The 26,572-nt window shown below is 70.3% G+C and carries 27 protein-coding genes; 15 read left to right on the top strand and 12 right to left on the bottom strand.

What is annotated here, in order from left to right; genetic code table 11:
• Window positions 1-592 precede the first annotated feature (592 nt).
• On the top strand, window positions 593-1,438 hold the full coding sequence (locus FB471_RS28275) for a glycoside hydrolase family 19 protein (RefSeq protein ID WP_425457115.1): 846 nt from the start codon (window positions 593-595) through the stop codon (window positions 1,436-1,438).
• A gap of 157 nt (window positions 1,439-1,595) precedes the next feature.
• Entirely contained in the window at window positions 1,596-2,459 is an 864-nt protein-coding gene (locus FB471_RS28270; RefSeq protein WP_142001338.1) for an alpha/beta fold hydrolase, read from the top strand.
• A 9-nt stretch (window positions 2,460-2,468) separates the two neighbouring features.
• Here the strand turns inward: FB471_RS28270 and FB471_RS28265 are convergent, their stop codons facing one another.
• Complete coding sequence (locus FB471_RS28265) at window positions 2,469-3,155, bottom strand: LURP-one-related family protein (RefSeq protein ID WP_246076634.1); 687 nt, start codon at window positions 3,153-3,155, stop codon at window positions 2,469-2,471.
• Between the two features lie 287 nt (window positions 3,156-3,442).
• Between FB471_RS28265 and FB471_RS28260 the strand changes: the two genes are divergently transcribed.
• Genes FB471_RS28260 through FB471_RS28250 form a run of 3 tightly spaced genes read left to right on the top strand, consistent with a single transcriptional unit; the run spans window position 3,443 to window position 6,736 of the window.
• Complete coding sequence (locus FB471_RS28260; protein ID WP_142001337.1) at window positions 3,443-3,718, top strand: hypothetical protein; 276 nt, start codon at window positions 3,443-3,445, stop codon at window positions 3,716-3,718.
• On the top strand, window positions 3,711-4,325 hold the full coding sequence (locus FB471_RS28255; RefSeq protein WP_142001336.1) for a DUF6879 family protein: 615 nt from the start codon (window positions 3,711-3,713) through the stop codon (window positions 4,323-4,325). The genes FB471_RS28260 and FB471_RS28255 overlap by 8 nt, the downstream gene beginning before the upstream one ends.
• Window positions 4,326-4,327: 2 nt before the next feature.
• Window positions 4,328-6,736: an ATP-binding protein gene (locus FB471_RS28250; RefSeq protein ID WP_142002607.1), complete on the top strand. Its 2,409-nt coding sequence runs from the start codon at window positions 4,328-4,330 to the stop codon at window positions 6,734-6,736.
• A gap of 27 nt (window positions 6,737-6,763) precedes the next feature.
• On the opposite strand, the gene FB471_RS28245 is transcribed toward FB471_RS28250, so the two are convergent.
• The 4 genes from FB471_RS28245 to FB471_RS28230 are packed head-to-tail and all read right to left on the bottom strand — an operon-like array spanning window position 6,764 to window position 10,973.
• On the bottom strand, window positions 6,764-8,218 hold the full coding sequence (locus tag FB471_RS28245) for a flavin-containing monooxygenase (protein ID WP_142001335.1): 1,455 nt from the start codon (window positions 8,216-8,218) through the stop codon (window positions 6,764-6,766).
• Complete coding sequence (locus FB471_RS28240; RefSeq protein ID WP_142001334.1) at window positions 8,215-9,138, bottom strand: ferritin-like domain-containing protein; 924 nt, start codon at window positions 9,136-9,138, stop codon at window positions 8,215-8,217. Before FB471_RS28240 ends, FB471_RS28245 begins: the two co-directional genes overlap by 4 nt.
• 12 nt (window positions 9,139-9,150) lie before the next feature.
• Window positions 9,151-10,002: an SDR family NAD(P)-dependent oxidoreductase gene (locus FB471_RS28235; protein WP_211358164.1), complete on the bottom strand. Its 852-nt coding sequence runs from the start codon at window positions 10,000-10,002 to the stop codon at window positions 9,151-9,153.
• On the bottom strand, window positions 9,999-10,973 hold the full coding sequence (locus FB471_RS28230) for an alpha/beta hydrolase (RefSeq protein ID WP_246076633.1): 975 nt from the start codon (window positions 10,971-10,973) through the stop codon (window positions 9,999-10,001). The genes FB471_RS28235 and FB471_RS28230 overlap by 4 nt, the downstream gene beginning before the upstream one ends.
• An 82-nt stretch (window positions 10,974-11,055) precedes the next feature.
• Here FB471_RS28230 and FB471_RS28225 point away from each other — a divergent pair, with 82 nt between their 5' ends.
• Entirely contained in the window at window positions 11,056-11,703 is a 648-nt protein-coding gene (locus FB471_RS28225; RefSeq protein WP_142001332.1) for a TetR/AcrR family transcriptional regulator, read from the top strand.
• Here the strand turns inward: FB471_RS28225 and FB471_RS28220 are convergent.
• The gene (locus FB471_RS28220) at window positions 11,687-12,601 is read right to left on the bottom strand and encodes an acyl-CoA thioester hydrolase/BAAT C-terminal domain-containing protein (RefSeq protein ID WP_142001331.1); all 915 of its coding nucleotides are present in this window, start codon (window positions 12,599-12,601) and stop codon (window positions 11,687-11,689) included. The genes FB471_RS28225 and FB471_RS28220 overlap by 17 nt on opposite strands.
• A gap of 150 nt (window positions 12,602-12,751) precedes the next feature.
• Here FB471_RS28220 and FB471_RS28215 point away from each other — a divergent pair, with 150 nt between their 5' ends.
• Window positions 12,752-13,498 (top strand): thioesterase II family protein, encoded by a 747-nt coding sequence (locus FB471_RS28215; RefSeq protein WP_142001330.1) that lies wholly within the window; start codon window positions 12,752-12,754, stop codon window positions 13,496-13,498.
• Window positions 13,499-13,527: 29 nt separating this feature from the next.
• Here the strand turns inward: FB471_RS28215 and FB471_RS28210 are convergent, their stop codons facing one another.
• From FB471_RS28210 to FB471_RS28200, 3 genes are all read right to left on the bottom strand, one after another.
• Complete coding sequence (locus FB471_RS28210; protein WP_142001329.1) at window positions 13,528-13,737, bottom strand: DUF5988 family protein; 210 nt, start codon at window positions 13,735-13,737, stop codon at window positions 13,528-13,530.
• 194 nt (window positions 13,738-13,931) lie between these two features.
• Entirely contained in the window at window positions 13,932-14,606 is a 675-nt protein-coding gene (locus FB471_RS28205; protein ID WP_142001328.1) for an HAD family hydrolase, read from the bottom strand.
• Between the two features lie 146 nt (window positions 14,607-14,752).
• The gene (locus tag FB471_RS28200; protein WP_142001327.1) at window positions 14,753-15,781 is read right to left on the bottom strand and encodes a DNA polymerase domain-containing protein; all 1,029 of its coding nucleotides are present in this window, start codon (window positions 15,779-15,781) and stop codon (window positions 14,753-14,755) included.
• Window positions 15,782-15,865: 84 nt separating this feature from the next.
• On the opposite strand from FB471_RS28200, the gene FB471_RS28195 reads away from it, so the two are divergent.
• Window positions 15,866-16,888, top strand: coding sequence for an NADP-dependent oxidoreductase (locus FB471_RS28195; RefSeq protein WP_142001326.1), 1,023 nt, complete (start codon window positions 15,866-15,868; stop codon window positions 16,886-16,888).
• Window positions 16,889-16,901: 13 nt separating this feature from the next.
• Here the strand turns inward: FB471_RS28195 and FB471_RS28190 are convergent, their stop codons facing one another.
• On the bottom strand, window positions 16,902-17,492 hold the full coding sequence (locus FB471_RS28190) for an NADPH-dependent FMN reductase (protein WP_142001325.1): 591 nt from the start codon (window positions 17,490-17,492) through the stop codon (window positions 16,902-16,904).
• Between the two features lie 88 nt (window positions 17,493-17,580).
• Between FB471_RS28190 and FB471_RS28185 the strand changes: the two genes are divergently transcribed.
• The 4 genes from FB471_RS28185 to FB471_RS28165 all read left to right on the top strand — a co-directional run bounded on the left by FB471_RS28185 (window position 17,581) and on the right by FB471_RS28165 (window position 21,150).
• Window positions 17,581-18,213: a TetR/AcrR family transcriptional regulator gene (locus FB471_RS28185; protein WP_142001324.1), complete on the top strand. Its 633-nt coding sequence runs from the start codon at window positions 17,581-17,583 to the stop codon at window positions 18,211-18,213.
• A 269-nt stretch (window positions 18,214-18,482) separates the two neighbouring features.
• On the top strand, window positions 18,483-19,133 hold the full coding sequence (locus FB471_RS28175) for a CPBP family intramembrane glutamic endopeptidase (protein WP_142001323.1): 651 nt from the start codon (window positions 18,483-18,485) through the stop codon (window positions 19,131-19,133).
• 103 nt (window positions 19,134-19,236) lie between these two features.
• Window positions 19,237-20,199, top strand: a complete 963-nt coding sequence (locus tag FB471_RS28170) for a zinc-binding dehydrogenase (RefSeq protein WP_142001322.1) — start codon at window positions 19,237-19,239, stop codon at window positions 20,197-20,199.
• A gap of 30 nt (window positions 20,200-20,229) precedes the next feature.
• Window positions 20,230-21,150 (top strand): NADP-dependent oxidoreductase, encoded by a 921-nt coding sequence (locus FB471_RS28165; protein ID WP_142001321.1) that lies wholly within the window; start codon window positions 20,230-20,232, stop codon window positions 21,148-21,150.
• On the opposite strand, the gene FB471_RS28160 is transcribed toward FB471_RS28165, so the two are convergent.
• Entirely contained in the window at window positions 21,134-21,619 is a 486-nt protein-coding gene (locus FB471_RS28160) for a methylated-DNA--[protein]-cysteine S-methyltransferase (RefSeq protein WP_211358275.1), read from the bottom strand. The two genes, FB471_RS28165 and FB471_RS28160, sit on opposite strands and share 17 nt — an antisense overlap.
• Window positions 21,620-21,860: 241 nt before the next feature.
• On the opposite strand from FB471_RS28160, the gene FB471_RS28155 reads away from it, so the two are divergent.
• Genes FB471_RS28155 through FB471_RS28145 form a run of 3 tightly spaced genes read left to right on the top strand, consistent with a single transcriptional unit; the run spans window position 21,861 to window position 25,604 of the window.
• Window positions 21,861-23,474 (top strand): prenyltransferase/squalene oxidase repeat-containing protein, encoded by a 1,614-nt coding sequence (locus FB471_RS28155; RefSeq protein WP_142001319.1) that lies wholly within the window; start codon window positions 21,861-21,863, stop codon window positions 23,472-23,474.
• Complete coding sequence (locus FB471_RS28150; protein WP_142001318.1) at window positions 23,471-24,715, top strand: cytochrome P450; 1,245 nt, start codon at window positions 23,471-23,473, stop codon at window positions 24,713-24,715. Before FB471_RS28155 ends, FB471_RS28150 begins: the two co-directional genes overlap by 4 nt.
• A complete protein-coding gene (locus FB471_RS28145; RefSeq protein WP_142001317.1) occupies window positions 24,708-25,604 on the top strand; it encodes a UbiA family prenyltransferase in 897 nt (298 codons plus the stop codon). The genes FB471_RS28150 and FB471_RS28145 overlap by 8 nt, the downstream gene beginning before the upstream one ends.
• Here the strand turns inward: FB471_RS28145 and FB471_RS28140 are convergent.
• Complete coding sequence (locus tag FB471_RS28140; protein WP_142001316.1) at window positions 25,601-26,422, bottom strand: SAM-dependent methyltransferase; 822 nt, start codon at window positions 26,420-26,422, stop codon at window positions 25,601-25,603. The genes FB471_RS28145 and FB471_RS28140 overlap by 4 nt on opposite strands.
• Window positions 26,423-26,572: the final 150 nt, after the last annotated feature.

The following is a 26,572-nucleotide window of genomic DNA, read 5'->3' as shown; positions in this document are numbered from 1 at the left end:
ATGATCCGTCAAACCGGAACCACCCGGCGGCCCGCGGCGTCGTATCCGGTGATCAGCAGTTGTCATGTGTTTGCAAGTGCCGTGACAGGCGTACGTCGCACCGTGGTCTCAACGCCGAGGTCGGAGGAGAGGCCGGGTGTCATCGCAGGCGCGGCGATGCGGGTCCCTCCGGCCGAGGCGTTTCACAGAGTGGGCTCGCGTCGCCGTACCGGCTCGTGGGGGTGAGCCGGTACGGCGACGCGAGCCCAGGCGGCCCGCCATCAACGTCTACTGTGTCTGATCATGGCCGGGGTCGCCGGCCCGCCCGTCACCTCCGAGGCCCGTGGCGCGCCTCCTCCGGATCGACCACCGTGCGGTCGCCGGCCAGCCCGCTCGCGCGGTTCGGGTGAGTGCGGTGCTTGCACGAACACCTCGACGTAGTCACCCACAGTGACCGATTTCGGTCGACGCCTCCTTGACTGGTTTAGACCAAACATGTTTGCTGACAAGGGTCACTCGGTGACGCTCCGAATCGTTCCCTGCGCGAAGGAGTACCGCCATGTCACTACGCCGTATCCTGAGTGCCGTCGCCACACTGGCGGCCACCGCGGCCATGGTCACGGTCGGCACCACCACCTCGCAGGCGGCCGCACCCGCGCCCGCCTGCGACTACCCGGCCTGGCACGCCGGCCAGTCCTACGTCGCCGGAGACATCGTGCGCTACACCGACGGCAACCTCTACCTCGCCGTGCACGACAATCCCGGCTACGACCCGGTGATCAGTCATTGGTACTGGGACCCCTACGACTGCGACGGCGACACCACGCCGCCCGATCCCTCCGAGTTCGTGGTCAGCCAGGCCCAGTTCGACCAGATGTTCCCCAGCCGGAACTCCTTCTACACCTACAGCGGGTTGACCACGGCCATGAGCGACTTCCCCGCGTTCGCCAACACCGGCAGCGACACCGTCCGCGGGCAGGAGGCCGCGGCTTTCCTTGCCAATGTGCACCACGAGACCGGCGGCCTGCGCTACATCGTGGAGCAGAACGAGAACAACTACCCGCACTACTGCGACCAGGGTCGGTCCTACGGCTGCCCGGCAGGCCAGGCGGCGTACTACGGCCGCGGCCCGATCCAGCTGAGCTGGAACTTCAACTACAAGGCCGCCGGTGACGCACTGGGCATCAACCTGCTGCACGACCCCTGGCAGGTGCAGAACAACGCGGCGGTGTCCTGGAAGACCGCGCTCTGGTACTGGAGCACGCAAAGTGGCCCCGGCACCATGACCGGTCACCACGCCATGGTCAACGGGTACGGCTTCGGCGAGACGATCCGCAGCATCAACGGCGCGCTGGAATGCGACGGCGGCAACCCCGGGCAGGTGCAGAGCCGGGTGGACAACTACCAGCGATTCACCCGGATCCTGGGCGTGCCGACCGGCGGCAACCTCTACTGCTGACCCCCTCCGGTCCCCCGTGAGCACCCACTCACGGGGGACCCGCGGGCCCGTGGCCACCCCGACCAGGAACTCATTACGCCGTAAGCTATCCTTTTCGAGCACATCAACTTACGATGTAAACAGTTAGTTCCATGTACGGGAAGGCTGGAAACACTCGATGCCCGAGGCGCGACTGCATGACGGCAGCACCATCGAACTGGAAACGCACGGAGACGGCCCGGCCCTGCTGCTACCGGTCAACCCCCGACCGGTCGAAGGCACACAGGCCGAGCAGATGCGCAAGTGGGGAACCGATCCCGCCCTCGGCCGATCGCTCATCGACGGCCTCAGCGACGCGTTCCGCGTGATCGCCTTCGACTACGAGGGGCACATCCTGGCCGAACCCAAGCCGGACACCCTCACCCCGGCGGCCGTCGCGAACGACATGCTCGCCGTGGCCGACGCGGCCGGAGTCGAACGATTCGGCTACTACGGCTACTCCTGGCTGGCCTTGACCGGGCTGCAACTCGCGATCCGCACCGACCGCCTTTCCGCGCTCGCCATGGGCGGCTTCCCGCCGATCGGTGGCCCGTACGCGGAAATGCTTCGGGTCACCACGGCGACGAGCGAGCTGGCGGTCCCGGCCGGAACGGACCCGAAACCCGGGCCACGGCCGGACGCCCAGGACTGGTCGGAGTACGACTGGTCCACGGTCGAGGTAACCATGACCGAGCCACAGACCCGCCAGTTCGTCACGCTCTACGAGGCCCTGCAGGACTTCGACGATGTCGCCGCCCAGGCGCGAGTCGACTGCCCTCGGCTGTGCTTCGTCGGTTCGGCCGACGAGATCCACTACGGCGAGCGATGGGGCAACGTGACGGTGCGCATGGCGGAACCGATCACGAACCGACGCACCGAGCTGGAGCACCTCGGCTGGACGGTCCACATCCTCGAAGGCCTGGACCACATGCGGGCCATGCAGGCGGACCGTGTCCTGCCGATCCTGCGTCCGTGGCTGGCGACCGCCCTGTCCGGCGGGTAACCCCTCGGCTCAGCGAGACTGCAACGCGTCCAGGGCCACCGCCTGGGCGAGTACCAGCCTGCGGTCCAGGGTCGGATCCTCGATGTGCACCAGGTAGTGGTCCCGGAAGCGGGTCTTCTTGTCCACGGCGCCCACCGGGGTGGTGTCCCGGACGAAGTCGAAGTGGTACTTCAGCGGGAACGGCCAGTCGCCCACCCACGGGACGACGTTCCAGACGCGGCGGAACAGGGCCAAACCCATACTGCGCTCGCTGATGTCGACCGGGTCCTGGCCGGGCTGATCGAGCTGCCAGGTGGACCGCAGCAGGGACTTGCCGAACTTCTTGCCGAACAGTCCGATCGGTTGACCGTCCGGGGTGGTCACGTCGTACCCGCTGGCCAGGTCGATCACCTTGCGTGCCTTGAACGCGGCCAACACGGAACCCTTGCTCTCGTCGGCGTAAAGGGTGACCTGTTCCTTGAAGGTCATCCGTTTCTGCTCCACGAAGGCGACGAGTGGACCCGGCTCGCCGTTACCGTCGTCAGCGAAGATCTGGTAACGGTTGATCATCATGGTGATCTTCTGGTGCAGATGAAACCGCTGCTGAGCCTGTAGCTCCTGGACGTCCACCGAACCCCCTACGAACGTGCGCCTGCCGACCGCTCCGGTCGCCCGCAGTATGTCACCCGACCGTGGCCGGACCACGACGAGGTTCACCGCCTCCCGGCCACGACACCGGCGAGACCGACCACGCGCTTGTACCGTTGGATATTCATCGAGTCGGGTGACAATTCGACGATCGCACACGCAGCGGAGTGAGAAAACGGCGTGGACACACGAAAGTGTCAAGGTCGATACCGACTCGAGATATCAATGCTCGTGGGCGAACACATCCATTTCGCATAGGGTAACCCAAATCACTGAATGGGAGCAGTTCTGACTACCCGAAGGCAACGCTACACTGACGTTCACACTGATAACAATACTCATGGAGCGGGACGATCATGAAACAATTCTGGGATGCCGATCCGTCCGCCTCGTTCGCGCGCAGACTCGGAAGGCCCGCGCGCGAACTCGACGCGCCCCCTACCGACGGTCGGACGGGATGCCCCGCCATCTGGGCACTCGACAACGGCGACGTCGCCGTTGTCGGCAGGGACCTGACCGCCTCGTACACCGCACGACTTCCGGACGAGGTCAGTATCCGCCACGACGAGCGGCTCGTCATCATCCCTGGGGCACTGATGATCTCGGCCAAGGAAGACATACCCGATGCCTGATCTGATCGACGACAGCACCGGCGAGCGACTCTCGGTGGAGGACTACGTACGGGACTTCGACCAGCGGTTCGCCGACGCCGAAGGTCACGAAAGCTGGAAGCTGGAGCGCAAGCAACATTTTCGGCAACCCGGAAATGCCAGTTGGGATGCCTTCTCGGCAGGTGAATGGGGCAAGGCGCTTCAGCTCATCGAGGGCAAAAGAGAGCAGCTCGATGAACTGGCCAAAGAGGACGAGTCCCGCGGGATCACCCTTTTCAGGGTCCGGGTCGTCGCGGAGCCGATCGTCCCTTATCTACAGTGGGAGCTGCATTCGTTGCGGCTACGATCGGAATGCGGGGAAAGGATCCGCGTAGTACCTCCGGAACAGGTGGCCGAGTTCGAGGACGAGGAGGAGCTACCCGAGCTTCTCACGGTCGGCGACGATACCGTGTACAAGATCTTGTACGACGAGGACGGTGTGCTCGAGGGCGCCGTTCGATTCATCGACCGGACGACGGCCACTCGCTGTGCCGACTTCATCGAGAAGATCTATGCGAACGGCGAGGAGCTGGCCGAGTACTTCGATCGCCGTGTCGCGCCGCTGGACCCGCCGCGCGTGCCGACGTGACCATGCGCTCCGCCGGTGAGCACGAGGAACCCGAGCCGGAAGGCGGCACGCGCTCCCACCTTTCCGGGTCCGCGAGTGATGTGGTGCAGGCCCGTGACGTACATGGGGGCGTGCATTTTCACGGTCCGGAGCACTCGGCCACGCCGGTCCCCCGGCAGCTACCCGCCCTGGTGCGAGCCTTCGTGAACCGGGCCGCGGAACTGGACCGGCTGGACCAGGTGCTGGCAGGCGATCCGGAGGAGCCGCTGACGGTCGGAATGTCCCTGGTCACCGGAACCGCCGGAGTCGGCAAGACCTCGCTCGCGCTGCACTGGGCACACCGGATCCGGGGACACTTTCCGGACGGCCAGCTGTACCTCAACCTGCGTGGCTACGATCCGGGGACGCCGGTCGGGCCGGCGCAGGCACTGGACTACTTCCTGCGGGCACTCGGGGTGGCACCCGGCGCGATCCCTGCCGACCTCGACGCCCGCGCCGCGCTGTACCGCTCGCTGCTGGCCGAACGGCGGGTGCTGGTGCTCCTGGACAACGCGGCCACGGCCGGGCAGGTCCGGCCCCTGCTCCCCGGAACGGCCGGTTGCCTCGTCCTGGTGACCAGCCGCAGCCGCCTGGCCGGGCTGGTGTTCCGGGATGGCGCGCATCGGCTCAGCCTCGACGTGCTCACCGAGTCCGAGGCCGTGGGTCTGCTGCGCGCGGTCACCCTTGGCTACCGCAGTGGAGGCGACGCCGACCAGCTCCTCGCACTGGCGAGGCTGTGCGCCCGGCTCCCACTGGCGCTGCGGATCGCGGCCGAACGCGCCGCGCGGCGGCCGGAGATGCCCCTGAGCGAGTTGATCGACGACCTGCGCGACGAGTCCGGGCTGTGGGACGCGCTCTCCGCGGACGATGACGAGGAAGCCGACGCGGTACGAACGGTCTTCGCCTGGTCCTACCGGGCGCTTTCGGTCGAGTCCGCGCGGATGTTCCGGCTGCTGGGTCTGCACCCGGGCGCCGAGTTCGGTGCCCCCGCGGCGGCCGCACTGGCCGGAACGAGCGCGGGGCAGGTACGCCGGCTGTTGGACACCCTGGTCGGGGCGCATCTGCTGGAGCACACCGCGCCCGACCGCTACCAGTTCCACGACCTGCTCCGGGTGTACGCGACCGAGCAGGCCAACCGGGAGGAGGCGGAACCCGGCCGGCGGCAGGCCCTGCGGAGACTGCTCACCTGGTACCTGCATACCGTCAGCGCCGCGCAGGCGCTCATCAGCCCGCTGGAACGCGCGATCTCGCTCGAGCCGACCGAGCCGGAGGTCACCCCGCTGGACTTCGCCGGGGTGGACGAAGCCACCGGCTGGTACGAGGCCGAGCGCGCCAACCTGGTGGCCGCGACCAGGGCGGCGGCCGACGCGGGCCTGGACCGGATCGCCTGGCAACTGCCCGTACTGCTACGCGGCATCTTCATGCGTCACAACCCCTTCGACGACTGGCTGGACACCGCGCGGGTCGGCCTGGCGGCCGCGCGCGGGCTGCACGACCAAGCCGCGGAGGCGGAGTTGCTGGAGAGCCTTGCCATGGCCTGTAGCCAGTCCCAGCGGTTGGAGCAGGGGTTGGAGTACTACCGGTCCGCGCTGACCGCCCGCCGCGCCCTGGACGACCGGTTCGGCGAAGCCATGGCCCTGAACGGTATCGGCCTGCTGCACCTGCGCCGCCGGGCGTTGGCCGAGGCCGTGACGAACTTCGAGCGGAGCAGGGGCATCCTGACCGGGCTCGACCTGCCGTACTGGGATGCCGTGGTGCTCGGTAATCTCGCCCAGGCCGACCTCGAGCTGGAGAACCTCGCCGAGGCCGCCGCCTGCCTGGACCGCGCCCTGCCCGTCCTTTCCGACCAGGACGACCGCGGTATCGAGGGCAACGCACTGCACCTGCTCAGCATGGTGCAACGCGGCCTCGGCAAGCCCGAGTCGGCGCTCCAGCACATCCAGCGGGCGCTGGGCATCGCCCGCGAGCACAACAACCGGCTGTGGGAAGGCTACTGGTTGTTGGAGCTCGGCAGGGTGCAGCGGGAACTCGGGCAGCCCGCCGAGGCGCTGGTCAGCTACCAGCGTGCGGCGATGCTGCAACGCCGGCTCGGCGACCGTGGCAGGGAGGCGCAGGCCCTCGACGGCACCGGCGAGACGTACCAGGAGCTCGGAAGGCCGGACGAGGCCATGGGGTTCCACCGGCTTGCCCGCACCACGCACGGCGAACTGGGCGATCGCTGGCAACTGGTGATATCCCTTGGCAACCTTGCCAACGCCGCCCGGCGGGCCGGCGAGGGGGAAACCGAAAGCACCCGGCTGTGGCGGGAGGCGGTGGAGAACCTGGCCGGGTTCGACGATCCCAAGGCCACCCGCCTGCGCCGCCACCTCCGCGAGCGGCTCGAAGCCCGCTGACCACCGGCGCCCGATCCCGGCGGCCGCTCAACCGGAAAGGTGATAGTCGTCCGCGTCGAAGGCGGCGAGTTCGCGGGCGTACTGGACGGCGAACCCCGGGTACATCGCGGCGTTGAACCCCTCCTCGGTGAGATACCAGCTCCGGCACCCGGAGTTCCAGGTAGTCCTGGCCAGCTTTCGATGCAGCTCGGCGTTGAACGCGTCCTGGATGTCCGCACGGACGTCCATGGTGCGCAGGTTCCGGTCCCGGAGCAGCGTGATGGCCCGGACAATGTAGTCCACCTGCGACTCGTTGTAGACCAGCACCGAGTTGTGGCCCGGCCCGGAGTTGGGGCCGAAGGTGAGAAAGAGGTTGGGGTAGCCGGCGACGCTGACGCTCTTGTACGCCCGCGCGCCTGTGGACCATTCCTCCGCCAGCACCCGGCCGCCGCGACCGGTGATCGGGTACGGGGTCGAGGTCTTGTGCACCTCGAACCCGGTGGCGAACACGATGCAGTCCACCTCGTGCTCGATCCCGTCCGCGGTGCGGATGCCGTTCGGCGCGAGGGTGGCGATCGGCCAGGTGATGAGCTTGCAGTTCTCCCGTTGCAGTGCGGGGTAGTAGTCACTGGTCATCAGCACCCGCTTGCAGCCGATCCGGAAGTCCGGGGTGAGCTGGCGACGCAGCCAGGAGTCCCGCACGGTCAGCCGCAGGTGGGCCCTGGCCACCGCCTGCAGGGCGGTGGTGAAGGGACTGTTCCACACCAGGCCGAGGGCCATGACCTCGTGTGCCCAGAACAGCGCCGCGCGGTAGGCGTGCTGAACCGCGGGCCTGCGCCGGAACAGCTTGGTCAGCCAACCGGGGTAGCCGTGGTCGAGGCGGGGCATGACCCATCCGGGAGTGCGCTGGAACACGCGGACGGTCCGTGCCTGCTCGACCAGCCGGGGAATGATCTGGACGGCGCTCGCCCCGGTACCGATCACGGCGATCCGCTTGCCGGTCATATCGTAGTCGTGATCCCACCGAGCACTGTGGATCTTGTGTCCGGTGTAGCTCTCGATACCGGGGATGTCCGGCAGGCTCGCGTTGGCCAGCGGCCCGGAGGCCAGCACCACGGCGCGGGCGGTGAACCGGCGGCCGTCCTCGGTGCGCGCCGTCCAGGTGCCCGAGCCCTCCTCGAAGGACAGTCCGGTCACGTTGGCTCCGAAACGGATGTGCGGTCGCAGATCGAACTCCGCCACGACCGACCGGATGTAGTCCAGTATCTCCGCGCCGCCCGAGTAGGCCCGGGACCAGCCGGGATTCGGTGCGTAGGAAAGGGAGTACAGCGGCGAGGGCACGTCGCAGGCCGCGCCGGGGTAGGTGTTGTCCCGCCAGGTACCACCCACGTCCGAGGCCCGTTCCAGCACGACGAAATCGTCGATACCCGCCTGCCGTAGCCGGATCGCCGTGCCGAGGCCGGCGAACCCGGCCCCGATGATCAGCACTGTGCCCGTGGTCATTCGGCCACCGGCTCGTGTGTGAGCTCCCTGGCCCAGCTCGGCGTCTTTCCGGTCAACCGCGCGGGAATGCGGCTGGTGAGCCGGACCAGCGGGTCGGCAAGGTAACGGTGGTACGGGTGGGTCCGGTCGACCACCATGGCGGCCTGCCGCTTGAACAGCTGGTAGGCGGGAATCCGCCGGGTGTTCGCACTGCGCTGGCCGTTGGTGACGAACCGCTTCACCGCGTTGTGCAGCTTGCGTTCGGACAGTCCCATCGCGACGATGTTGTCGCGCATCTTGTTCAGCAGTGGGACGTACAGCAGCAGGCCGAGCAGGATCTGCGGTTTCAGTATCGAGGCGGACTCGATGAGCAGTCTGCGCAGCGGACCGGCACCCACCAGGTCGAGCACCTGGAAGTCCACCGCGATATGCCGGGACTCGTCGGAGTTGATGTGCTTGAACACCTCGTGACACAGCGGGTCGGCCACCTCGTCCAGCAGGAACTTCACCAGTGCCCCGTCCAGCGCGCACTCCAGCATCGGGATGAGGGTGGCGAGGCCGGACAGCGGTGCGCCATCGGCGTAGCGGTCCAGCATCTGGATGGCCAGCCGAACGTTGACGTTCGGCTCCGGCACCTGGTCACCCTCCAGCATGCCCCAGCGACGCATCAGCGCCAGCTCGGCGTTGGCGTGTTTCTGCTCCTCGGCATGGAAGTAGGTGTAGATCTCCTTGACCGTCTCGTTCGGCGCCTTCCTTGCGAGGGCGGCGAACCCCCTGGCGCCGATGTTCTCGATCCACACCAGGTCGGTCATGAACTGCTTGAGCTTGGGCCGCTGCTCCTCGGTGATCAGGTCGGCCCCCGGCGCGTCCCAGTCGATGTCGACCAACGCCCATTGTTTGTCCTTGACGGTCCGCAGCATGTCCTCGAAGTCGAATGCCATGGTGGTCTCCTCTCAGTACTCGGAGTTCTCGCCTACCGGAAGCCATCGGCCGATCAGCCCGGCCGCACGGGTGTAGCCACCGGGGAAGAACCGTTTACCGCGCCAGACCAGCCGGGCGTCCCACTGCGGAAGGGCGTGGAGCAGCCCGCGGTCGTGCGCGTCGAGGGTCCGGCGAGCGATCCGGTCCGGTGAACTGCCGGTCAGCCGCATCAGCATCGCCGCGGCGCGGGCGGCGGCCGCGTCGATCAGCTCGCCCGAGACGATGTTGGTCCGGACGAAGGTGGGGCACAGCACCGTCACCGCGACCCCGGTTCCGGCAAGCTCCGCGGCGAGTGTCTCCGAAATGGACAGTACAGCCGCCTTGCTCGCGTTGTACGCCGCCATCCGCGGGGCCGCGGCGAAGGCGGCCGCGGAGGCGACGTTGATGATCCCGCCGCGGCCGGCCTCGCGCAGCCACGGGGTGAACACGTGGCAACCGTGCACCACCCCCCACAGGTTGACCTCGAGGGTGCGCCGCCAGTCCGCCAGCGGTGTCTCGCCGACCACCCGGCCGCCGGTGCCGATGCCCGCGTTGTTCACGACCAGCCCGGCCGGGCGGCCGAGCCAGCGCTCGGCGGTCTCGGAGACGTCCCACACCTGTGCCTCGATCGAGACGTCGCAGCCGGTCGGCAACGCACGACCGCCCCCGGCCTCGATCATGGCGGCGGTGTCCTTCGCGGCCGCCGGGTCGAGATCGGCGCAGACCACACTGCCACCCCGGCGAGCCAGCTCCATGGCGAAGGCCCTGCCGATGCCGCTGCCCGCGCCGGTCACCACGGCCGCCGCCGCGCGGGTCCGGTGTGCCGTCGAGGTGGTCCCGCTCACGATGCCTCCGCACGTCGCGGGCCGCACGCCTGCCGGCGGATGAACCCGGCGGCCGTGGCCAACGCGGGTCTCGCCTCCGGGATCAGCAGCGGAAGTGCCTGGAACACGTGCATCTGCCCTGGCCAGATCTCCAGCTCGCAGTGGGCTCCCGCGGCCCGTAACGAGCGCGCGAGGTGTTCGGCGTCGGCCGCGAGCATCTCCGCGCCGCCCGCCTGGATCAGGGTGGGCGGAAAGCCCGCTACACCGTCGAAGCCGAGCGCCAGGCGGGGATGGGCGGCGTCGGTGTCCCGGGTGTAGAGCGCGACCATCCTGCGTGCCCGCTCCGCGGAGATCATCGGGTCCGGCCTGCTCCGTTCCCGCCGCCGCGCCAGCTCGAGGGACGGGTCCACGAGCGGGGAGAACAGCACCACCGCGGCGGGGGCGGGCGACCGCGACCGGAGCAGTTCGAGTGTGAGGTCGAGCGCCAGGTGCCCGCCGGCGGAGTCCCCGGCCACGACGACTCGCTCACCCGGGTGGCCATGAGCACGCAGCCAGTCGTAGGCGGCGCGCACATCGTCCGCGGCAGCGGGAAACCGGTGCCGCGGGGCGAGCCGGTAGTCGCAGGCGAACACCGGCAACCCGGTCATCGCCGCCAGCCGGGAGGTCAGCCCGCGATGGGTGCGCGCCGAGCACACCGCGTACCCGCTGCCATGCAGGTACAGCAGCACCGTGCCCTCCCGCCGCACCCGCGGCCGGTGTACCCACTCGCCCCGCACCCGCGACCCGCCGCCGTCCGCGAGGTCGATCCCGCGTACCTCGGTACCGGGCAGCACCGGGCCGAGGACCGCCAGCGAGCCGGCCACGATCCGGCGGGAAAGGCGCACCCCGCGTTCGGAGGCCGGCAGGGCCGCGGTGAGCGGGCGCAGGGTGACCGAGCTGATCCTGGACCACCATCGGGCCCGCCGCGAGGCGGCCGGCCCTGGCGTCGTCACTCTATCTGATGGCAACTGCCATCTCTGATGGCGCATGCCATCCGATTGTGCGCGCGGGATGCCGGTTGTCAAGATGGGACACATGCGCACCCGTTCCCGGACCTACGCCGGCCGCAGCGCCGAGCAGCGCACCGCGCAACGGCGCCGCCGGCTGGTCGACGCGGCGATGGAGATCTGGGGCGACCAGGGTTGGGCCGCGGTCACCATGCGCGGGGTGTGCGCCAGGGCCGGGCTGATCGACCGGTACTTCTACGAGAGCTTCGCCGACCGCGAGGCGTTGCTCGCCGCGGTCTGGGACCAGGTTTTCGACGAGACCATGGCCCTGCTGCTGGAAGCCATCGCCGACAAGCTCGACCAGCACCCGATCGACCAGCTACGCGCCGCGATCGCCGCCTTCGTGCACGATGTCGCGGGCGACCCGCGGCGGGCGCAGATCGCCTTCGGCGAGCACGCGGGCAGTCCGATGCTGGAGCAGCGCCGCCGGCAGGCCCTGCAACAGGCCACCGACCTGCTGGTTCGGACGGGACGCCCCTACCTCGAGCCCGGGGTGGACGAGGACGCGCTCCGGATGACCACCCTGATCGGCATCGGCGGTTTCGTCGAACTGGTCACCGCCTGGCACGCCGGCGTGGTGGACACCGACGCCGAGCGGCTCATCGAGCACGCCACCGAGGTCGGTACCGCGCTCGCCGCCCGCTATCTCCGCACGGATCTCACCGCAGGGCGGTAGCGAGGAACTCGACGCTCTCCGCCCAGGCCCGCGCCCGCGCCTCGGTGCCGGTGGCGGGTGTGCCACCGAGCTCGAAACGAACGCCGGGGCCGGGGCTCGTCGTGCCGGTGAGCGGTTCACCGGGCGGACCGGCGATCCCGTGGCCGGCACCGGCGAACACCCGGTGCCGGAAGGCGTACGGGTGCCCGGCCGTGGTCAGCCGGTTCATCGCGACCTCGCAGTAGGCCGCGCCCGGCCACATGCGGTCGTCCCCTGCGGACAGCAGCAGCACCGGCCCGCGGATCCGCTCCACCGGGATGCTCACCCGCTCGAGCTCGACCGGATCCTCCGGCGGCGGCCGGAACGCGAGGGTCAGCGGCACCGGCTGTCCACTCCGGACACGCGCGCGCAGTTCCTCGGACACGAGGTACGGCAGGTACGGTAAGGGTTCCGCGTGCAGGGTCCACGGCGCGGCCGGGGTGGCAAGGATCTCCAGCAGGTCACCGTGGCGGTGGTCGATTCCCTGGGTCACCACTCCCCCGCCGACCACCCCGACGACCGCACCGACACGCCGGTCGTGCGCGGCGACGAGCAGCCCGGCCTCCGCCCCGCGGGACCCGCCCAGAACGCCGAACCGTTCCCCGTCCGGCGACTGTTCGGCCAGGAAATCCAGGGCGCGGAAGAAGTACTCCAGCGGCACCCGCACCAGTCCCGATGGCAACCCGGGGCCGCCGAAGTAGGCCAGCGCGAGCACGGTGAACCCCTCCGCGGCCAGCATCCGGGCGTCGCGCTCGTGCAGGCCGCCCTCGGATCCACCGAGCAGCAACACACCCGGCGCCGTGACGGCGTCCACCGGGGTGCACAACGTCCCCACGAGCCCGTCCTCGTGCACCTGCCGCACCTTCACCTCGATCGACACACCGGCAGCTAACCACACCCGGCGCGCGGGGTGACCCGGGCCGATCGGGGTTGCCGTGCGGTGCGCCCGGCTGACAGGTTGGAGTCCGGCACGCCGAACGGCCCGACCCTGCCGCGTTGTCGGCCGCGCACGAAAGGACCCACTCGCCCCATGACCGTGAACGCCGAGGACACCACCGCGTGGATCCGCCGATACCACCCGGCACCGGAGGCGCCGCACCGGCTGGTCTGCTTCCCGCACGCCGGCGGATCGGCCAGCTACTACTTTCCGGTCGCGCGCTCGCTGTCGCCGCGGGTGGACGTGCTGGCCATGCAGTACCCGGGCCGGCAGGACCGCTACACCGAGCCGTGTATCGACGATATCGGCGAGCTGGCCGAGCGCGCCGCCGAGGTGTTGCGGCCGTGGGCCGACCAGCCGCTGGCCTTCTTCGGACACAGCATGGGTGCCAGCCTCGCCTTCGAGGTGGCCAGGAAGTTCGAGGCCGAGGGCATCCCGCTGCAGCATCTTTTCGTCTCCGGGCGACGAGCGCCGACCCGCACCAGGGACGAGGGTGTGCATCTGCTGGACGACGACGGCCTGCTGGCGGAGATGCGCCGGTTGGGCGGAACCGAGGCCGCGGTACTGCAAGAGGACGACCTGGTGAAGATGATGCTGCCCGTGCTGCGCAGTGACTACAAGGCCGCCGAGACCTATCGCTACGTGCCCGGCCCGGATGTCAGCTGCCCCATCCACGCGCTGGTCGGCGACGCGGACCCGCGGGCCACGGTGGACGAGGCACGCTCGTGGGGCGACCACACCTCGGGTGAGTTCACCCTGCGGGTGTTCCCCGGTGGGCATTTCTATCTCGGCGAGCAGCAGGCCGAGGTACTACGCACGATCTCGGACCACCTCGGCTGAAAGATCACACCCCGCGGCGGGGCCGTTCCTCACTCGGCGACCCTGGTACGTCCCGTCCAGGCGAAAACCGCCACCTTCTCCCCGCTCACGGTGTCGAACTGCCCATTGTGGGAGAAGTGCTCGTAGCCCGCGCCCGTGTTGATCTTGACCTGTTCACCAAGGTCGACCACCTCGCGACGCCGATCAACCTCGGACAACGTGGCCGGACCCCCGACCAGCTCGGCCTTGATACCAGGCACGGCGACCCCCTCATGCGAAAGCGATCAATCGAGTAGTTCCAAACGGAAATGGCTGTCACGCACCGCGCGCTCCGCGCTACTGTGTTCTACACCACAATTCTGCGGACTTCTGCGCGAACTGTCAAGCAAGGCACAGGCCAGCACGGCAGCCGAAAATCGAGAGGGATCCGTTTGCGATCACTCGGGGACGCCGCTCAGCTCGCGGCGGCGTGCACCCTGCCGACCGTTTCGGCGAGGCCGTTCAGGCCGGGCAGCACCGCGTCGGCGATCGCGGGGTCGTTGCCCTCGTTCAGCCGGTTGACCCACACCCGCGGAATGTTCAGCTCGCGGGCGGGCACGATGTCGTGGAGGTAGCTCTGCGCCACGTGTACCCAGTGCTCGCGCCGCACCCCGAAGGTCCGCTCGAACCGGGTGAAGTGATCATGCCTCGGCTTGTAGCAGCCGACGTCCTCGGCCGTGACGACCGCGTCCACCGGCACCCCGAGCCTACGCTGCGACTCGCCGATGATGTCCCGGTCGCAGTTGGTCAGCAGGGCCAGCCGCCAGCCCGCCTCGCGCAACCCGGCGAGCGCGGCGCGGGTGTCCGCGAACACCGGCCAGTGTGCGATTCCGTTGCCCAGCACGGCGGCGTCGTCCGCGAGCAACTCGAGCCCGGCGTCGGCGCAGGCCCGCCGCAACGCCTCGGCCAGCACCTCCCGGTAGCGCATGGCGGGAAACTCGGCCTGCACTCGCGGCTCGTGCCGGTTGTAGGCCGTGAGCAGCTCCGCACCGTGACCGGGGAACAGCAACTCAGCCCCGGTCGCGATGCCGTGCCGCCAGTCCACCAGGGTGCCGAAGCAGTCGAAGGTGGCCCAGCGAAGCTCGCTCATCCGAACCCCATCCCTTCTCGACGATCACGACTTACTGTCAGACAGTCAGTCTGCTATACAGTCATACAGAACAGCAAGGCCTGCCGCGGCCCTGCCCGGCTTGCCGGAAAGGAACGTGGTGACACGGGGCGCGGCGGCCGCCGGGGTCACGGCGCGTCGTGTTGCTCCCTGCGCGCCCTGGCCCGCCGCTTGCCCTCGTGCATCGCGGCGACGCGGGGCACCGGAATGGTGTGGCCCTCCTCGATCAGGTCGGCAGGGAGGCTCCGCGGCGCCGGCATCGACTCCGCCCACGGGTCGGCGGACCCGAGCAACCCCACCGCGTTGCGGATGGTGAAGTCACCCGGCGCGACCCGGTCCAGGTCCTCCCACGCCACCGGGAACGACACCGGCACCCCGGGCCGGATGCGCGGGCTGTACGCGGCGACCACCGTCGCGCCACCGGCCCTGGTCGGGTCGAGGAACACCTTCCCGCCGCGGTCGGCCTTGATGAACGCCGTCGTGGCGAGCGTGGGGTCGATGCGCTCGGCCCTGGCCGCGATGGCGCGAGTGGCGGCCGCGGTGTCCTCCATGTCCTGTCGCGCGTCGATCGGCACGAACACGTGCAACCCCTTGGCCCCGCTGGTCTTCACCGTGCCGGCCAGCCCGGAGTCGGCAAGGGCCTGCCGCACCAGCAGCGCAGCCCTGGCGGCGAGCCGGAAACCGGCCGATCCGGGATCCATGAACCGCCCGGCCCCCTCGGACCCCGAGGACTCCACAGCGTCCACGGGCGGATCGAGATCCAGCACGAGGTGCGTGGCACGGCTCATCGCCTCGGCGCGGGCCAGGGTCGGGTGGTACTCGATGGCGCGCTGGTTGCCGAACCACAGCAGCGTGCGCCGGTCGTCGCACAGCGCGTAGGACACCTCCCTGCGGGAGGCCTCAGCCCAGACCGGAACGGTCCGCACCCAGGAGGGGGTGTACTTCGGCACGTTCTTCTGCATGAACGGCGCCTGGCCGCGCAGCACCCGCATGACCGAGAGCGGCCGGCCACGTAGTTCCGGCAGGATGCGGTCGCATACGGCGTCCAGGTAGTCCACCAGGTCCCGCTTGCTCGCCCCGGCGTCCTCGAACAGCGGCTGGTCGAGGTTGGTCAGCGATACACCGGCCCGCGACTCGCCACTCCGTGCGGTTCCCACGGGTCCACCTCACCGTGCCCACCCGTTCCGGTCAACACCGGATACCGAGCCCACACAGTACCGACCGGTCGGTATGATGACGGCATGAGCACTCTCACCGAGCTGACCAATCATCAGTTCCGGCTCGCGGCGCGCCCGAAAGGCATGCCCCAGCACACGGACTGGGAGTACCGGGCCGAGCCGGTCGGCGAACCGGGCGAGGGGCAGTTCCTCGTCGAGGTCTCGCACCTCTCGCTGGATCCCGCGATGCGCGGCTGGATGAACGAGGGCAAGTCCTACATCCGGCCGGTGCGGATCGGCGAGGTGATGCGGGCGGGCGCGATCGGAAAGGTGATCGCCTCCCGGCACCAGGACTTCGCCGTCGGCGAGCACGTGTCGGGCATGTTCGGCGTGCAGGAGTACGCCCTGTCCGACGGGCGCGGCGTGCAGCGGGTGGACACCGGCAGCGCGCCACCGGAGAGCTACCTCGGCGCGCTGGGGATGACCGGGATGACCGCCTACTTCGGGCTGTTCGACATCGGCAGGCCCGAGCCGGGGCAGACCGTGGTCGTCTCCGGAGCCGCGGGCGCGGTGGGCAGCGTGGTCGGCCAGCTCGCCAAGCTCAAGGACTGCCGGGTGATCGGGATCGCCGGCGGCGCGGAGAAGTGCCGCCTGCTGGTGGACGAGCTCGGCTTCGACGCGGCCATCGACTACAAGTCCGACGACGTGAAGCAGGAACTGCGCACGCACGCTCCGGACGGCGTGGACGTGTACTTCGACAACGTCGGCGGCGACATCCTGGACACGGTGCTGTCCCGCCTCGCACTCGGCGCGCGGGTGGTGTTGTGCGGCGCCATCTCCCAGTACAACAACACCGACGAGGTCAAGGGTCCGGCCAACTACCTCTCGCTGCTGGTCAACCGCGCCTCGATGACCGGCATGGTGGTCTTCGACTACGCCGACCGCTACGGCGAGGCCGCGGCCGAGCTGGCCGGCTGGCTGGCCGAGGGCAGGCTGCACGCCCGTGAGCACGTCGTCGAGGGTGGGATCGACGCCTTCCCGGAGACGCTGCTGGACCTGTTCTCCGGGGCCAACGTGGGCAAGCTGGTACTGAAGATCCGCGACTGAGGGCAGGTAGGGGTCACCGCGCGGGGATCGGCCGCTGCCGGAGCGCTTGCGACAAGGTGACGACCTCCTCGAGCAACAGGTTCACCCCGGCGGCCTGCGCCTCACTCGGCGACCAGGCATCGGGGTCGGTGAACAGCTCGGTGGCGGTGTTCTTGTCCAGGGCGACCTGCGTTCGCACGGTGGCCACCCCTACCTCGCCCAGGATCTGCCGCAGGTGCTCCACGGCGCGGATGGCCCCCGCGGCGCCGTAACCGACGCAGCCGGCCGCCTTGTCGTGCCACTCCCGGTACAGGAAGTCGATCGCGTTCTTCAGCGCGCCGGACACCGAGTGGTTGTACTCCGGGGTCACGAACACGAACCCGTCGAAGGAGTCGATCGTCGCGGCCCACGCCGTGGTGTGCGCATGCCGGTACCCGCCCCATGCCGCCGGTTCGGGTTCGTCCAGCAACGGCAGCCGGTACTCGGCCGGGTCGACCACTGCGACCTCCGCGGTGCCTGCCAGCACCAGCGGGTGCCTGCCGGCCACCTCGAGCACCCAGTCTCCCACCCGGTCCGCCCTCCTGCCCGGGCGCGTGCTGCCGAGGATGATGCCGATCCGAGTCATCTGTCTGACCTTCCTGCGCGTTTCGACTATACAAAGTAAAGTACAACATGTATGGCAAAAAGTAAAACGCACCCTGCAAAGGAGCATGATGGCCAGGAGTGACCCGCCGAAGGAACGCCCCCGCGGCGGGCTGGCGGACAAGCGCAGGGCGATCCTCGCCGGCGCCTTCACCGTGTTCGCCAGGGACGGCTACGCCCGCGCGAGCATCGACGCGATCTCCACCGAGGCCGGCGTGTCCACCCGCACCATCTACAACCACTTCCGGGACAAGACCGAGCTGTTCGAGACCGTGATCCAGCAGAGCGCGGCCGAGGTGGCGCGGGTGCAGGTCGCGATCATCGAGCGTGAGCTGCGCGAGGTCACCGACCTGGAGGCCGACCTCATCGCCTTCGGCACGGCCTGGCTGACCCCGACCCCCGACCACGCCGAGCACGTGGCGCTGGTGCGGCAGATCAACGCCGACGCGGAGCACATCCCGCGGACGGTGATCGAGACCTGGCAGCGGACCGGGCCGCTGCGGGTCCTTCACGAGCTCGCCCGCCGCTTCCGCGAGCTGGCCGAGGACGGGCTGCTACGGGTGCCGGACGCCGATCGCGCGGCGCGGCACTTCGCGCTGCTGGTCTCCGGAGGTGACCTGGCCAACCGGCACGGGCAACACGAGGAGGTCGCCGAAACGGTCGCCGCCGGCGTGCACGCGTTCCTGTACGGCTACCGGGCCTGAGCTACGGCGGCGGCACGCCGCGCAGCACGTCGAGCGCCGCGGCGTAGCCGTGCTCGGGCGGGGTGGCATAACCGACGACGAGTCCCTCGGCCGCGGGCGTCAATCCCGCGGAACTGCACGACCCCGTGCCATTCGGGTACAGCCACCTCGCCGAGGTCACCTCCGGCGCGCTCGAGATCATCGCCGGAGTGGTCGAGGAGATCTGGGGCGACCAGCCACCCGCGGGCTGACCACCCGTTTCTCAGGCAGCCGCGGGTACCGTGACTCGCATGCTGGCCGCGCCGCCGATCAGGCTCTACCTCGCCATCGAGTACGGGGTGCTGTTCTTCGGTCTGGTCGTGCTCTACACCTTGCTGTTCCAGGGCACCAGCCCGATTCCCGTGCTCCTCGTACTCGGCGCCGCCGTGGTCGTGTACCTGCTGCGATCGCCGACCTTCGACCGTTCCTCGCTGTGGCGGCCGGACGCGCTGCCCGGCCAGTTGCGGTCGATCGGGCTGTTGTGGGGGGTGACCGCGGTCGGCGCGGGTGTCGCGGTCGCGGTCGCGCGCCCCGACCTGCTCCTCAGCCTTCCCAGGGAGGATCCGCTGACCTGGGCACTGGTCATGGTGCTGTACCCGCTGGCGAGCGTGTACCCGCAGGAGCTGATCTTCCGCGCGTTCCTGTTCCAGCGTTACGCGCCGGTGTTCGGCGAAGGACACGGCATGGTGGGCGCGAGCGCGGCCGCGTTCGGGTTCGTACACCTGCCGTTCGGCAACTGGATCGCGATCGTGCTTTCCCTTGCCGGCGGCTGGATCTTCGCCAGCAGGTACCAGCGGACCAGGTCGCTGCTCACCGTGTCCTTCGAGCACGCGCTGTACGGCATGCTCATCTTCACGATCGGACTCGGCCTGTACTTCTTCCACGGCGCGGTGCGCGGCTGAGCCTGTTCCAGGCACTGGGTGGCCCGCGTCATACCACCTTGACCTCAAGTTATCTCGAGATTCCATGCTGGAGACCGACGGCGGGACAAGGAGCGTGAACGGCATGCGGGTAGTGCAGGTGACCAGGTTCGGCGGGCCGGAGGTGCTGGAGCCGCGCGAGGTACCGGACGCGGTGGCCGGGCCGGGTCAGGCCGTGGTGGCGGTGTCCGTCGCGGACGTCCTGTTCCTCGACACCCAACTCCGCGCGGGCTGGGGTGGCGAACACTTCCCGTTGCGCCCGCCGTACGTGCCGGGCGGCGGGGTGGCCGGCACGGTGCTGTCCGTTGGCGAGGGCGTGGACCGCGACATCCTCGGGCGGCGCGTGGTCACGATGACCGAGGGCGGGGCGTATGCCGAGCGGGCCGTCGCCGACGCGGCCGGGCTGGTCGGCATCCCGGACGGGCTGAGCATGCCGGACGGGGCGGCGTTGCTCCAGACGGGGCCCGCGGCACTCGGCCTGATCGAGGCCGCCGCACCGGAACCGGGTGACTGGGTGCTGGTCACCGCGGCCGGCGGCGGCCTCGGTGTCCTGCTGGTGCAGCTGGCTCGCGCCGCGGGTGCCCGGGTGGTGGCTGCCGCCCGCGGGGCGGGGAAACTGGAACTGGCCAGGGAACTGGGCGCCGAGGTGGCCGTGGACTACACCGAGCCGGACTGGACCGCCCGGGTCGGCGAGGTGACCGGCGGCCCGCGCGTGGTCTTCGACGGGGTCGGCGGTGACCTCGGCGCGGCCGCCTTCGGCCTCGCCGCGCGGGGTGGCCGGGTATTCGCCTACGGTGTGCCCAGTGGCGGATTCGCCGAGATCGACGCGCAGGAGGCGGAGCGGCGCCAGCTAACCGTGACCGGAATCGAGCAGGTCCAGTTCGAACCCGCGGACAGCGCCAGGCTGGCCGGGCAGGTGCTGCGGGCGGCCGCGCAGGGCCGGGTGACGCCGGTGATCGGGAAGACGTTCCCGCTGGAGCGGGCGGCCGAGGCGCATGCCGCGATCGAGTCCCGGGATGTCCTCGGGAAGACCTTGCTGCTCGCCTGACCGCGCTACCCACACAGGAAGGTGGACGAGATGCCGAAAGCAGCCCGCTTCAGCCGCTACGGTGGCCCCGAGGTCCTGACCCTGGACGAGGTTCCCGTTCCCGAACCCGGACAGGGCCAGGTCCGGATCGCGGTCGCCGCGGCCGGGATGAACGCCATCGACTGGAAGATCCGCAACGGATTCTTCGCCGGCTCCGAGGCACCGCGGGAACCGCAGGGCACCGGGTTCGACGTGGCCGGGACGGTCGAGGCGATCGGCCAGGGTGTGCAGGCCCCGCCGGTGGGTACCGCCGTGTTCGGCAAGGCCGCCACCGGGGCCGCGGCCACGCACACCCTCGCCGATGCCGGCAGCCTGGTGACCAAGCCGGACTGGCTGTCCTTCCCGCTGGCCGCCGGGCTGCCGGTCGTCGCCGAGACGGCGTACCGCACGCTGCGCGATCTCGGGCTGCGAGCCGGACACACCCTGCTGATCCACGCGGTGGCGGGCGGGGTCGGGTTGATGGCCGCCCAACTCGCGCTCAGCCGGGGCGCCACCGTTGTCGGCACGGCGAGCCGCGGGCACCACGACTTCCTCACCGAACTCGGGGTGCGCCCGCTGGAGTACGGCGAGGGCCTGCTGGAACGGGTACGCGCCGCCGTGGACTCCGTCGACCTGGTGCTGGACGCCGCCGGCCGGGACGTGCTTGGCCTCTCCGTCGAGCTGACCGGGGATCCGGACAAGGTGATCACGATCGCCGACGCCGACGCGGACGCGCACGGGGTACGTTTCTCCGGCGGTGGCCCGGACGCGGCCCCGCTGGACGAGGTGTTCGCCGAGGTGCTGCCCATGCTGGAGAGCGGCGCGCTGCGGCTGCCGATCCAGCAGACCTTCCCGTTGGAACGGATCGCCGATGCGCACCGCCGCAGCGAGGAGGGCCACGGGCGCGGCAAGATCATCATCGAGGTCGGCTGACCCGCCGTTCCAGCTCGAGCAGGTACCGTTTGCGCTCGATCCCGCCGCCGTAACCGGTCAGCTCGCCGGAGGAACCCAGCAGGCGGTGGCAGGGCACGATCACGCCGATCGGGTTCTTGCCGTTGGCGAGGCCGACCGCGCGGGCCGCGGTCGGCCTGCCGATCCGCTCGGCCAGCTCACCGTAGGTCGCCGTCTCCCCGCAGGGGATCTCCCGTAGCGCCGACCAGACGGTGCGCTGGAACGGCGTGCCGGACAGCGCGAGCGGAAGGTCGAACTCGGTCCGCTGCCCCGCGAAGTACTCCGCCAGTTGCCTGCCGGCCTCGCCGAACGGGCGCGGGTCCCGCTCGCCGAAGGTCTCCTGCGGCGGTCGGTACCGCTGCCGCTGCATATAGAGCCCGGCCAGTACGCCGTCCGCCGCCACCAGGGTCAGCTCGCCGACCGGACTGTCCACCACGGTGTGTACCCGGATCACGCGGCGAGCCTCGCACACCCCACCGACATCCTCTGGCTTGGGCTGATCGGTGGAGTGCCGCCCACGGCAGCGGGGTGCCGGGTATGTCGTGTACCGGTTCAGGGCTGCTCCAAACGAAGCACGCTGACCCAACCGCCCGGCAAGCGGTGCTACGTTAAGTGTCAGTCCAGTTACCCGACCGGGGGCGGCCTCACGCTGCCCGACCGTCGATGGAGCCTGACCTGCCAGGGGGCCTCGAGTGGATCTGCACGAGTCCTGGACCGTCAACGCGCACCGTGTCGTAACCGAACTCCTTGCCGAGCTGGCATCCGACCCGTACGGGCTGTTCTCGCCATCGGTCTACGAGACCGCGCGGCTGCTCGCGCTCGCCCCCTCCTTACCGGGACACGCCGGCCGGATCGAGTTCGTCCTTGCCGAGCAGCGCCCGGACGGCACCTGGGGTGGGCCGGACGGCTACCGGCTCGTACCGACGCTCAGCGCGATCGAGGCGCTGCTCCGCACGCTGCACCGCGCGGAGACCCCGCCCCGGCGCGACCGCGTCGCGTCCGCGACGGCACGGGGACTGGTCGCGATCGCCCGCACGGTCAACGGCGGCCGGGCAATGTCCCTTCCGGACACCGTGGCGGTCGAGGTCATCGTGCCGGGGCTGATCGCCGACATCAACCGACAGCTCGGCCCGGAACCACCGGCGGGGCTGGAGGAATGGCGCGGCCACCGGTTCCCGATGCCCGGCGGAGCGAAGCCGGACCTGCTCCACGCCCTGCGCGAGACGGTGCGGCAGGGCAGCGGGCTGCCGGCAAAACTCCTGCACTCGCTGGAAATCATCGGCGCACCCGCGCGGGGTGTCCCCTTCGCGGGACCCACCGAGCACGGGGTCGGCTGCTCCCCCGCCGCCACCGCGACCTGGCTCGGCGCGGAGGTCATCCGGCAAGGAAGGCACCCCTGCCTCCGCTACCTGGAAGCCGTACAGGGACCGGAGGGTGCCGTACCGGTCGCCTCCCCACTCGACCTGTTCGAACGATCCTGGATACTGTCCACTTTGGCCTCAGTTGGACTCGACCTGCCCACCCACGGCGAGCTGGCCGACAGCGTGCACGCGGCGCTCGACGAATCGGGGGCAGCGGGTGGAGTCGGACTCCCTCCGGACGCCGACGACACGGCCACCGCCCTGTACGCCCTGGCACTGCTCGGCAGGCCACGGGAACCGTACGGCCTCTGGGACTACCGGGCGGGTAGGCACTTTCACTGCTTTCCCGCCGAACGAACGCCCTCCACCACGGCGAACGCCCATGTGCTGCAGGCGTTCGGCGCCTGGCTGGCCACGCGGCCCGCGAACCACGCGCGCTACGCCGCCGCGCTGCCCGGGCTCATCGCCTGGTTGTGCGAGCAGCAGCGGTCGGACGGAAGCTGGCAGGACAAGTGGCACGCCTCCCCGTACTACGCCACCGCGTGCTGTGCCACCGCGCTGGCGGGCTACGGCGGGTCCGCGGGGAGACCCGCCGTGCGGGACGCGGTGGACTGGGTGCTGCTGAACCAGCACGGCGACGGCTCGTGGGGGCGGTGGGGCGGCAGCTACGAGGAGACCGCCTACGCGGTGAGGATCCTGCTGAGCACGAAGGTCCCGCGTACCGGCGACGCGATCGCGCGAGCCGCCGCCCGCGGCGCCCGGCTGCTGCTGCGCTGGAACCCGGACACCGCGCACCCTCCACTGTGGCATGACAAGGACCTGTACGCCCCGATCCGGATCGTGCGCGCGGAAGGCCTCGCCGCCTTGCAGCTGGCACACGCCGATCCCGCAGTCGCCGGGTTGCTGGCCGAGCCGGCGCGTGACTACGAGTTCGAGGCATCGTGAACCGCGCGGAACTCGGGATGGCGTTGCGCCCGCTGCCGTACCTGAACGCCAAGGCGGGTTCCGCGGAGGGCATGGTGGAGCTGCGGCCCGGCCCGCCTCCCCGGATGCTGGTCTGGCATCCGGAGGCGGTCGAGAAGATCTTCCGGTCCGACCGGCGACTGTCCCATCCCGGAAGCCGGAGCCTGACCCCGCTGTTCGGCGCCGGCTCGCTGCTGTGGGCGGACGGTGAGCGGCACGCGGCCTACCGCCGGGTACTCGGCCCGGCGCTGCGCGGTCGCGCGCTGGCCGGGTACCGGGAGATCATCGCAGCGCAGGCACGCGCCGCGATCGACAGGCTGCGGCCGGGCACGGTGGTCCCGCTGGCCGCGTGGACCCGGGTGCTCGCCCTGCGCATCATCGGGCGGATCGTGCTCGGCAACCCCGAGCCGGGGATGCTGGCGGAGTTCGGCGGCTGGCTGCGCGGGGCTTTCGGATCCCCCTGGCGGGGCCTCGCCTACCGCCTGCTCGGCGTGGGGCTGCCCCGCCCCGGGCCGGAACTGGACCGGGCGCTGGTGCGCGCGGCGAGGGCCGGACACGCCGACGGGCAGGACACCCTCGCCTCCCTGCTGCTGGCCGGGGACGGCCCGGTCGGCGAGATCGACGACGGGGAGCTGCGGGACCAGGTCGTGTCCCTGCTCTTCGCCGGGCACGAGACCACCGCGACGGCGATGACCTGGACGCTGCTGTGGCTGGACCGCCGGCAGCGGCTCCGCGACGAGGTGCTTGCCGAGCTGGCCGCGACCGAGGACGACGGATCGGATGCCGGCCGGATGCCGCTGCTGCAGGCGGTGATCCAGGAGGCGCTGCGGCTGACCCCCTCGGCGGCCATCGGGGAGAATCGGAGGCTGACCGAGGAGACCGGGCTGTGCGGTCGCCGGTTCCCGGCGGGAACCACCTGCACGTTGAGCATCTACCTGGCGCACCGCAGGCCCGAGTCCTTCGCCGACCCGGAACTGTTCGATCCCAACCGCTTCCTCGGCGGGCGCACGCCACCGCGGCACTACTTCCCTTTCGGCGGTGGCACCCGACGCTGTCCCGGTAGCCAGCTTGCCGAGCTGGAGATCCGGATGGTGGTCGCGGCGCTGCTGCGGCGTAGGCAGTGGCGGTGCGTCGACCCCGGCGCCGCCCGTCCCCTGATCCGCGGGAACCTGTTGCTGCCCCACCCGTCGCCGCGGATACGGATCACCGGGCGCCGTGCCTGAAACCCGGCGAGTGGCGCCGCGCGATGTCATCGCGGTGCACCGGCTCGATCACGGGCTCTGGGTCAGCTACCTGTGTTACGCGACCTGGGGAGCCGCCTTCGCCGGCACCGGCCTGCCGAACGGGCCGGTGCTGCTGGCGATCGGGGCGAACCTGTTGCTGACGCTCGCCGGGATGGCGATCAACACGGCGGCCGACACCGGTACCGATGCCAAGCACCGGCACAAGTTCCGGCAGGCCGAGGTGGCGCTGACCGTGGGCAGGGCGCGTATCCGGCGCTGGGCCACTGCCGAAGCGGTCGCCGGGCTGGCGCTGGCCCTTGCCGCCGCGGTCTGGTCCGGCCGGTGGCCGGTCGCCGTGGCCGGGGTACTCATCCTCGGCCTGCACCTGCTGTATAACCTGGAACCGGTACGGCTCAAACGCCGCGGCTTCCTCGGCCCGGCCGCCTTCGGCTGCGCCACGATGGCCCTGCCGGTGGTGCTGTCCTTCAGCGCGGCGGGTCCACGGCTCGACCCCGCGATGTGGCTGATCGTGCTCGGCCTCGCGGTACTGGGCACCGGCCGCACGGCCCTGTTCTCGGTGACCGATCGCGCCGCCGACGCCGCCACCGGCTTCCGTACCCCGGCCGTGCGGTACGGTACGCGCCGGGCGCTCGCCCTGTCCTGCGGGCTGTCGCTCGCGGGGGTGCTGTTGCTCGGCGGTGGACTGTGGTGGCGGCACGGGGTCCTGGTCGCGCTGGCCGGCATGCTGGGCACCGGGGTCTTTCTCGGCGGGATGCTCGCCCTCCCGCGCGATCCGACGGCCGTCCGCCGGATGATCCGGTACGCACTGACCCCGGCGGTGTTCGGCAACCTGCTACTGCTCGCGGCCGCGGTGGCGGCGGCTCGCTAGCCCGGTAGGCGCTTGTAGCCGAGTCCCACGTACACCCGGAACTCCTCCGGGTTGCGGTCGTCCGGTGCGACCTCCGCGGGACGCCACAGCGGTAACGGCACGATACCGGGCTCGACCAGGTCGAGTCCGGCGAAGAACGGGCGAAGCTGATCGGGCTCGCGCAGGGTGACCGGCGGTGGGGTGCCGAACATCCGGTTGAACATCTCGAGCCCGGTGACCAACTGCTCGTCCTCGCCGAAGTGCGAGATCCCCACATAGCTACCCGCGCTCACCGCGCCCGCATACCTGCCGACCAGTCCGGCCGGGTCCGCGGAGTCCGGCACGTGCTGCAGCAGGTTCGTCATCAGTACCGCGGTGGGTTCACCCAGGTCGAGCAGCCCGCGCAACGCCGAGGAACCGAGTACCTGCACGGGATCGAGTGGGTCGGCGAGCAGGAACCCCGCACGCTCGTCCTCGGCGAGCAGCCGCGCGCCGTCCCTGGCCACCTCGGGATCGTGGTCCACGTAGAGCACCCGGCTCTCCGGGGCACACTCGCGCGCGACCTCGTGCACGTTGCCCGCGGTCGGCAGCCGGGAACCGAGGTCGAGGAACTGCCGGATCCCCGCCCCGGCCAGGTGGCGCACCATCCGGTCGACCAGCGCCTGCTGGGTACGGAGCACGTAAGCCAGGTGCGGGGCGCACAGCAGGATATGGTCCCCCGCGCGCCGATCAGCCTCGGTGTGCTGCGAGCCGCCGAGCCAGTAGTCGCGGATCCGGGCGATGGTCGCCTGGCCCACGCCGTTCTCGCTGAGCGCCCCCGCAGCGGCCGGCCCCGCCATAGCTACGCCTCCTCGTCACCGCGTGCCCCGAACCATGTTGCCACCGTTACCGGCTCGAGATTCTAATGCGACGCAAGGTTCCGGGCGACAACGATCGACGGAGAGCGCCGTCACAGTGACGACTGGTCACCCAGGTTCGACACACCGCGC

It is taken from the genome of Amycolatopsis cihanbeyliensis, from assembly GCF_006715045.1.
Lineage (GTDB): Bacteria > Actinomycetota > Actinomycetes > Mycobacteriales > Pseudonocardiaceae > Amycolatopsis > Amycolatopsis cihanbeyliensis.
The sequence above is the reverse complement of the archived record's forward strand: the minus strand, read 5'-3'. Positions and strand labels throughout refer to the sequence as shown.

Excerpts from the sequence above, each read along its gene's own strand:
- FB471_RS28275 (WP_425457115.1), top strand. The coding sequence starts at position 593 with ATGGTCACGGTCGGCACCACCACCTCGCAGGCGGCCGCACCCGCGCCC.
- FB471_RS28270 (WP_142001338.1), top strand. The coding sequence starts at position 1,596 with ATGCCCGAGGCGCGACTGCATGACGGCAGCACCATCGAACTGGAAACG.
- FB471_RS28260 (WP_142001337.1), top strand. The coding sequence starts at position 3,443 with ATGAAACAATTCTGGGATGCCGATCCGTCCGCCTCGTTCGCGCGCAGA.
- FB471_RS28255 (WP_142001336.1), top strand. The coding sequence starts at position 3,711 with ATGCCTGATCTGATCGACGACAGCACCGGCGAGCGACTCTCGGTGGAG.
- FB471_RS28250 (WP_142002607.1), top strand. The coding sequence starts at position 4,328 with ATGCGCTCCGCCGGTGAGCACGAGGAACCCGAGCCGGAAGGCGGCACG.
- FB471_RS28245 (WP_142001335.1), bottom strand. The coding sequence starts at position 8,218 with ATGACCACGGGCACAGTGCTGATCATCGGGGCCGGGTTCGCCGGCCTC.
- FB471_RS28240 (WP_142001334.1), bottom strand. The coding sequence starts at position 9,138 with ATGGCATTCGACTTCGAGGACATGCTGCGGACCGTCAAGGACAAACAA.
- FB471_RS28225 (WP_142001332.1), top strand. The coding sequence starts at position 11,056 with ATGCGCACCCGTTCCCGGACCTACGCCGGCCGCAGCGCCGAGCAGCGC.
- FB471_RS28215 (WP_142001330.1), top strand. The coding sequence starts at position 12,752 with ATGACCGTGAACGCCGAGGACACCACCGCGTGGATCCGCCGATACCAC.
- FB471_RS28205 (WP_142001328.1), bottom strand. The coding sequence starts at position 14,606 with ATGAGCGAGCTTCGCTGGGCCACCTTCGACTGCTTCGGCACCCTGGTG.
- FB471_RS28195 (WP_142001326.1), top strand. The coding sequence starts at position 15,866 with ATGAGCACTCTCACCGAGCTGACCAATCATCAGTTCCGGCTCGCGGCG.
- FB471_RS28190 (WP_142001325.1), bottom strand. The coding sequence starts at position 17,492 with ATGACTCGGATCGGCATCATCCTCGGCAGCACGCGCCCGGGCAGGAGG.
- FB471_RS28185 (WP_142001324.1), top strand. The coding sequence starts at position 17,581 with ATGGCCAGGAGTGACCCGCCGAAGGAACGCCCCCGCGGCGGGCTGGCG.
- FB471_RS28175 (WP_142001323.1), top strand. The coding sequence starts at position 18,483 with ATGCTGGCCGCGCCGCCGATCAGGCTCTACCTCGCCATCGAGTACGGG.
- FB471_RS28170 (WP_142001322.1), top strand. The coding sequence starts at position 19,237 with ATGCGGGTAGTGCAGGTGACCAGGTTCGGCGGGCCGGAGGTGCTGGAG.
- FB471_RS28165 (WP_142001321.1), top strand. The coding sequence starts at position 20,230 with ATGCCGAAAGCAGCCCGCTTCAGCCGCTACGGTGGCCCCGAGGTCCTG.
- FB471_RS28140 (WP_142001316.1), bottom strand. The coding sequence starts at position 26,422 with ATGGCGGGGCCGGCCGCTGCGGGGGCGCTCAGCGAGAACGGCGTGGGC.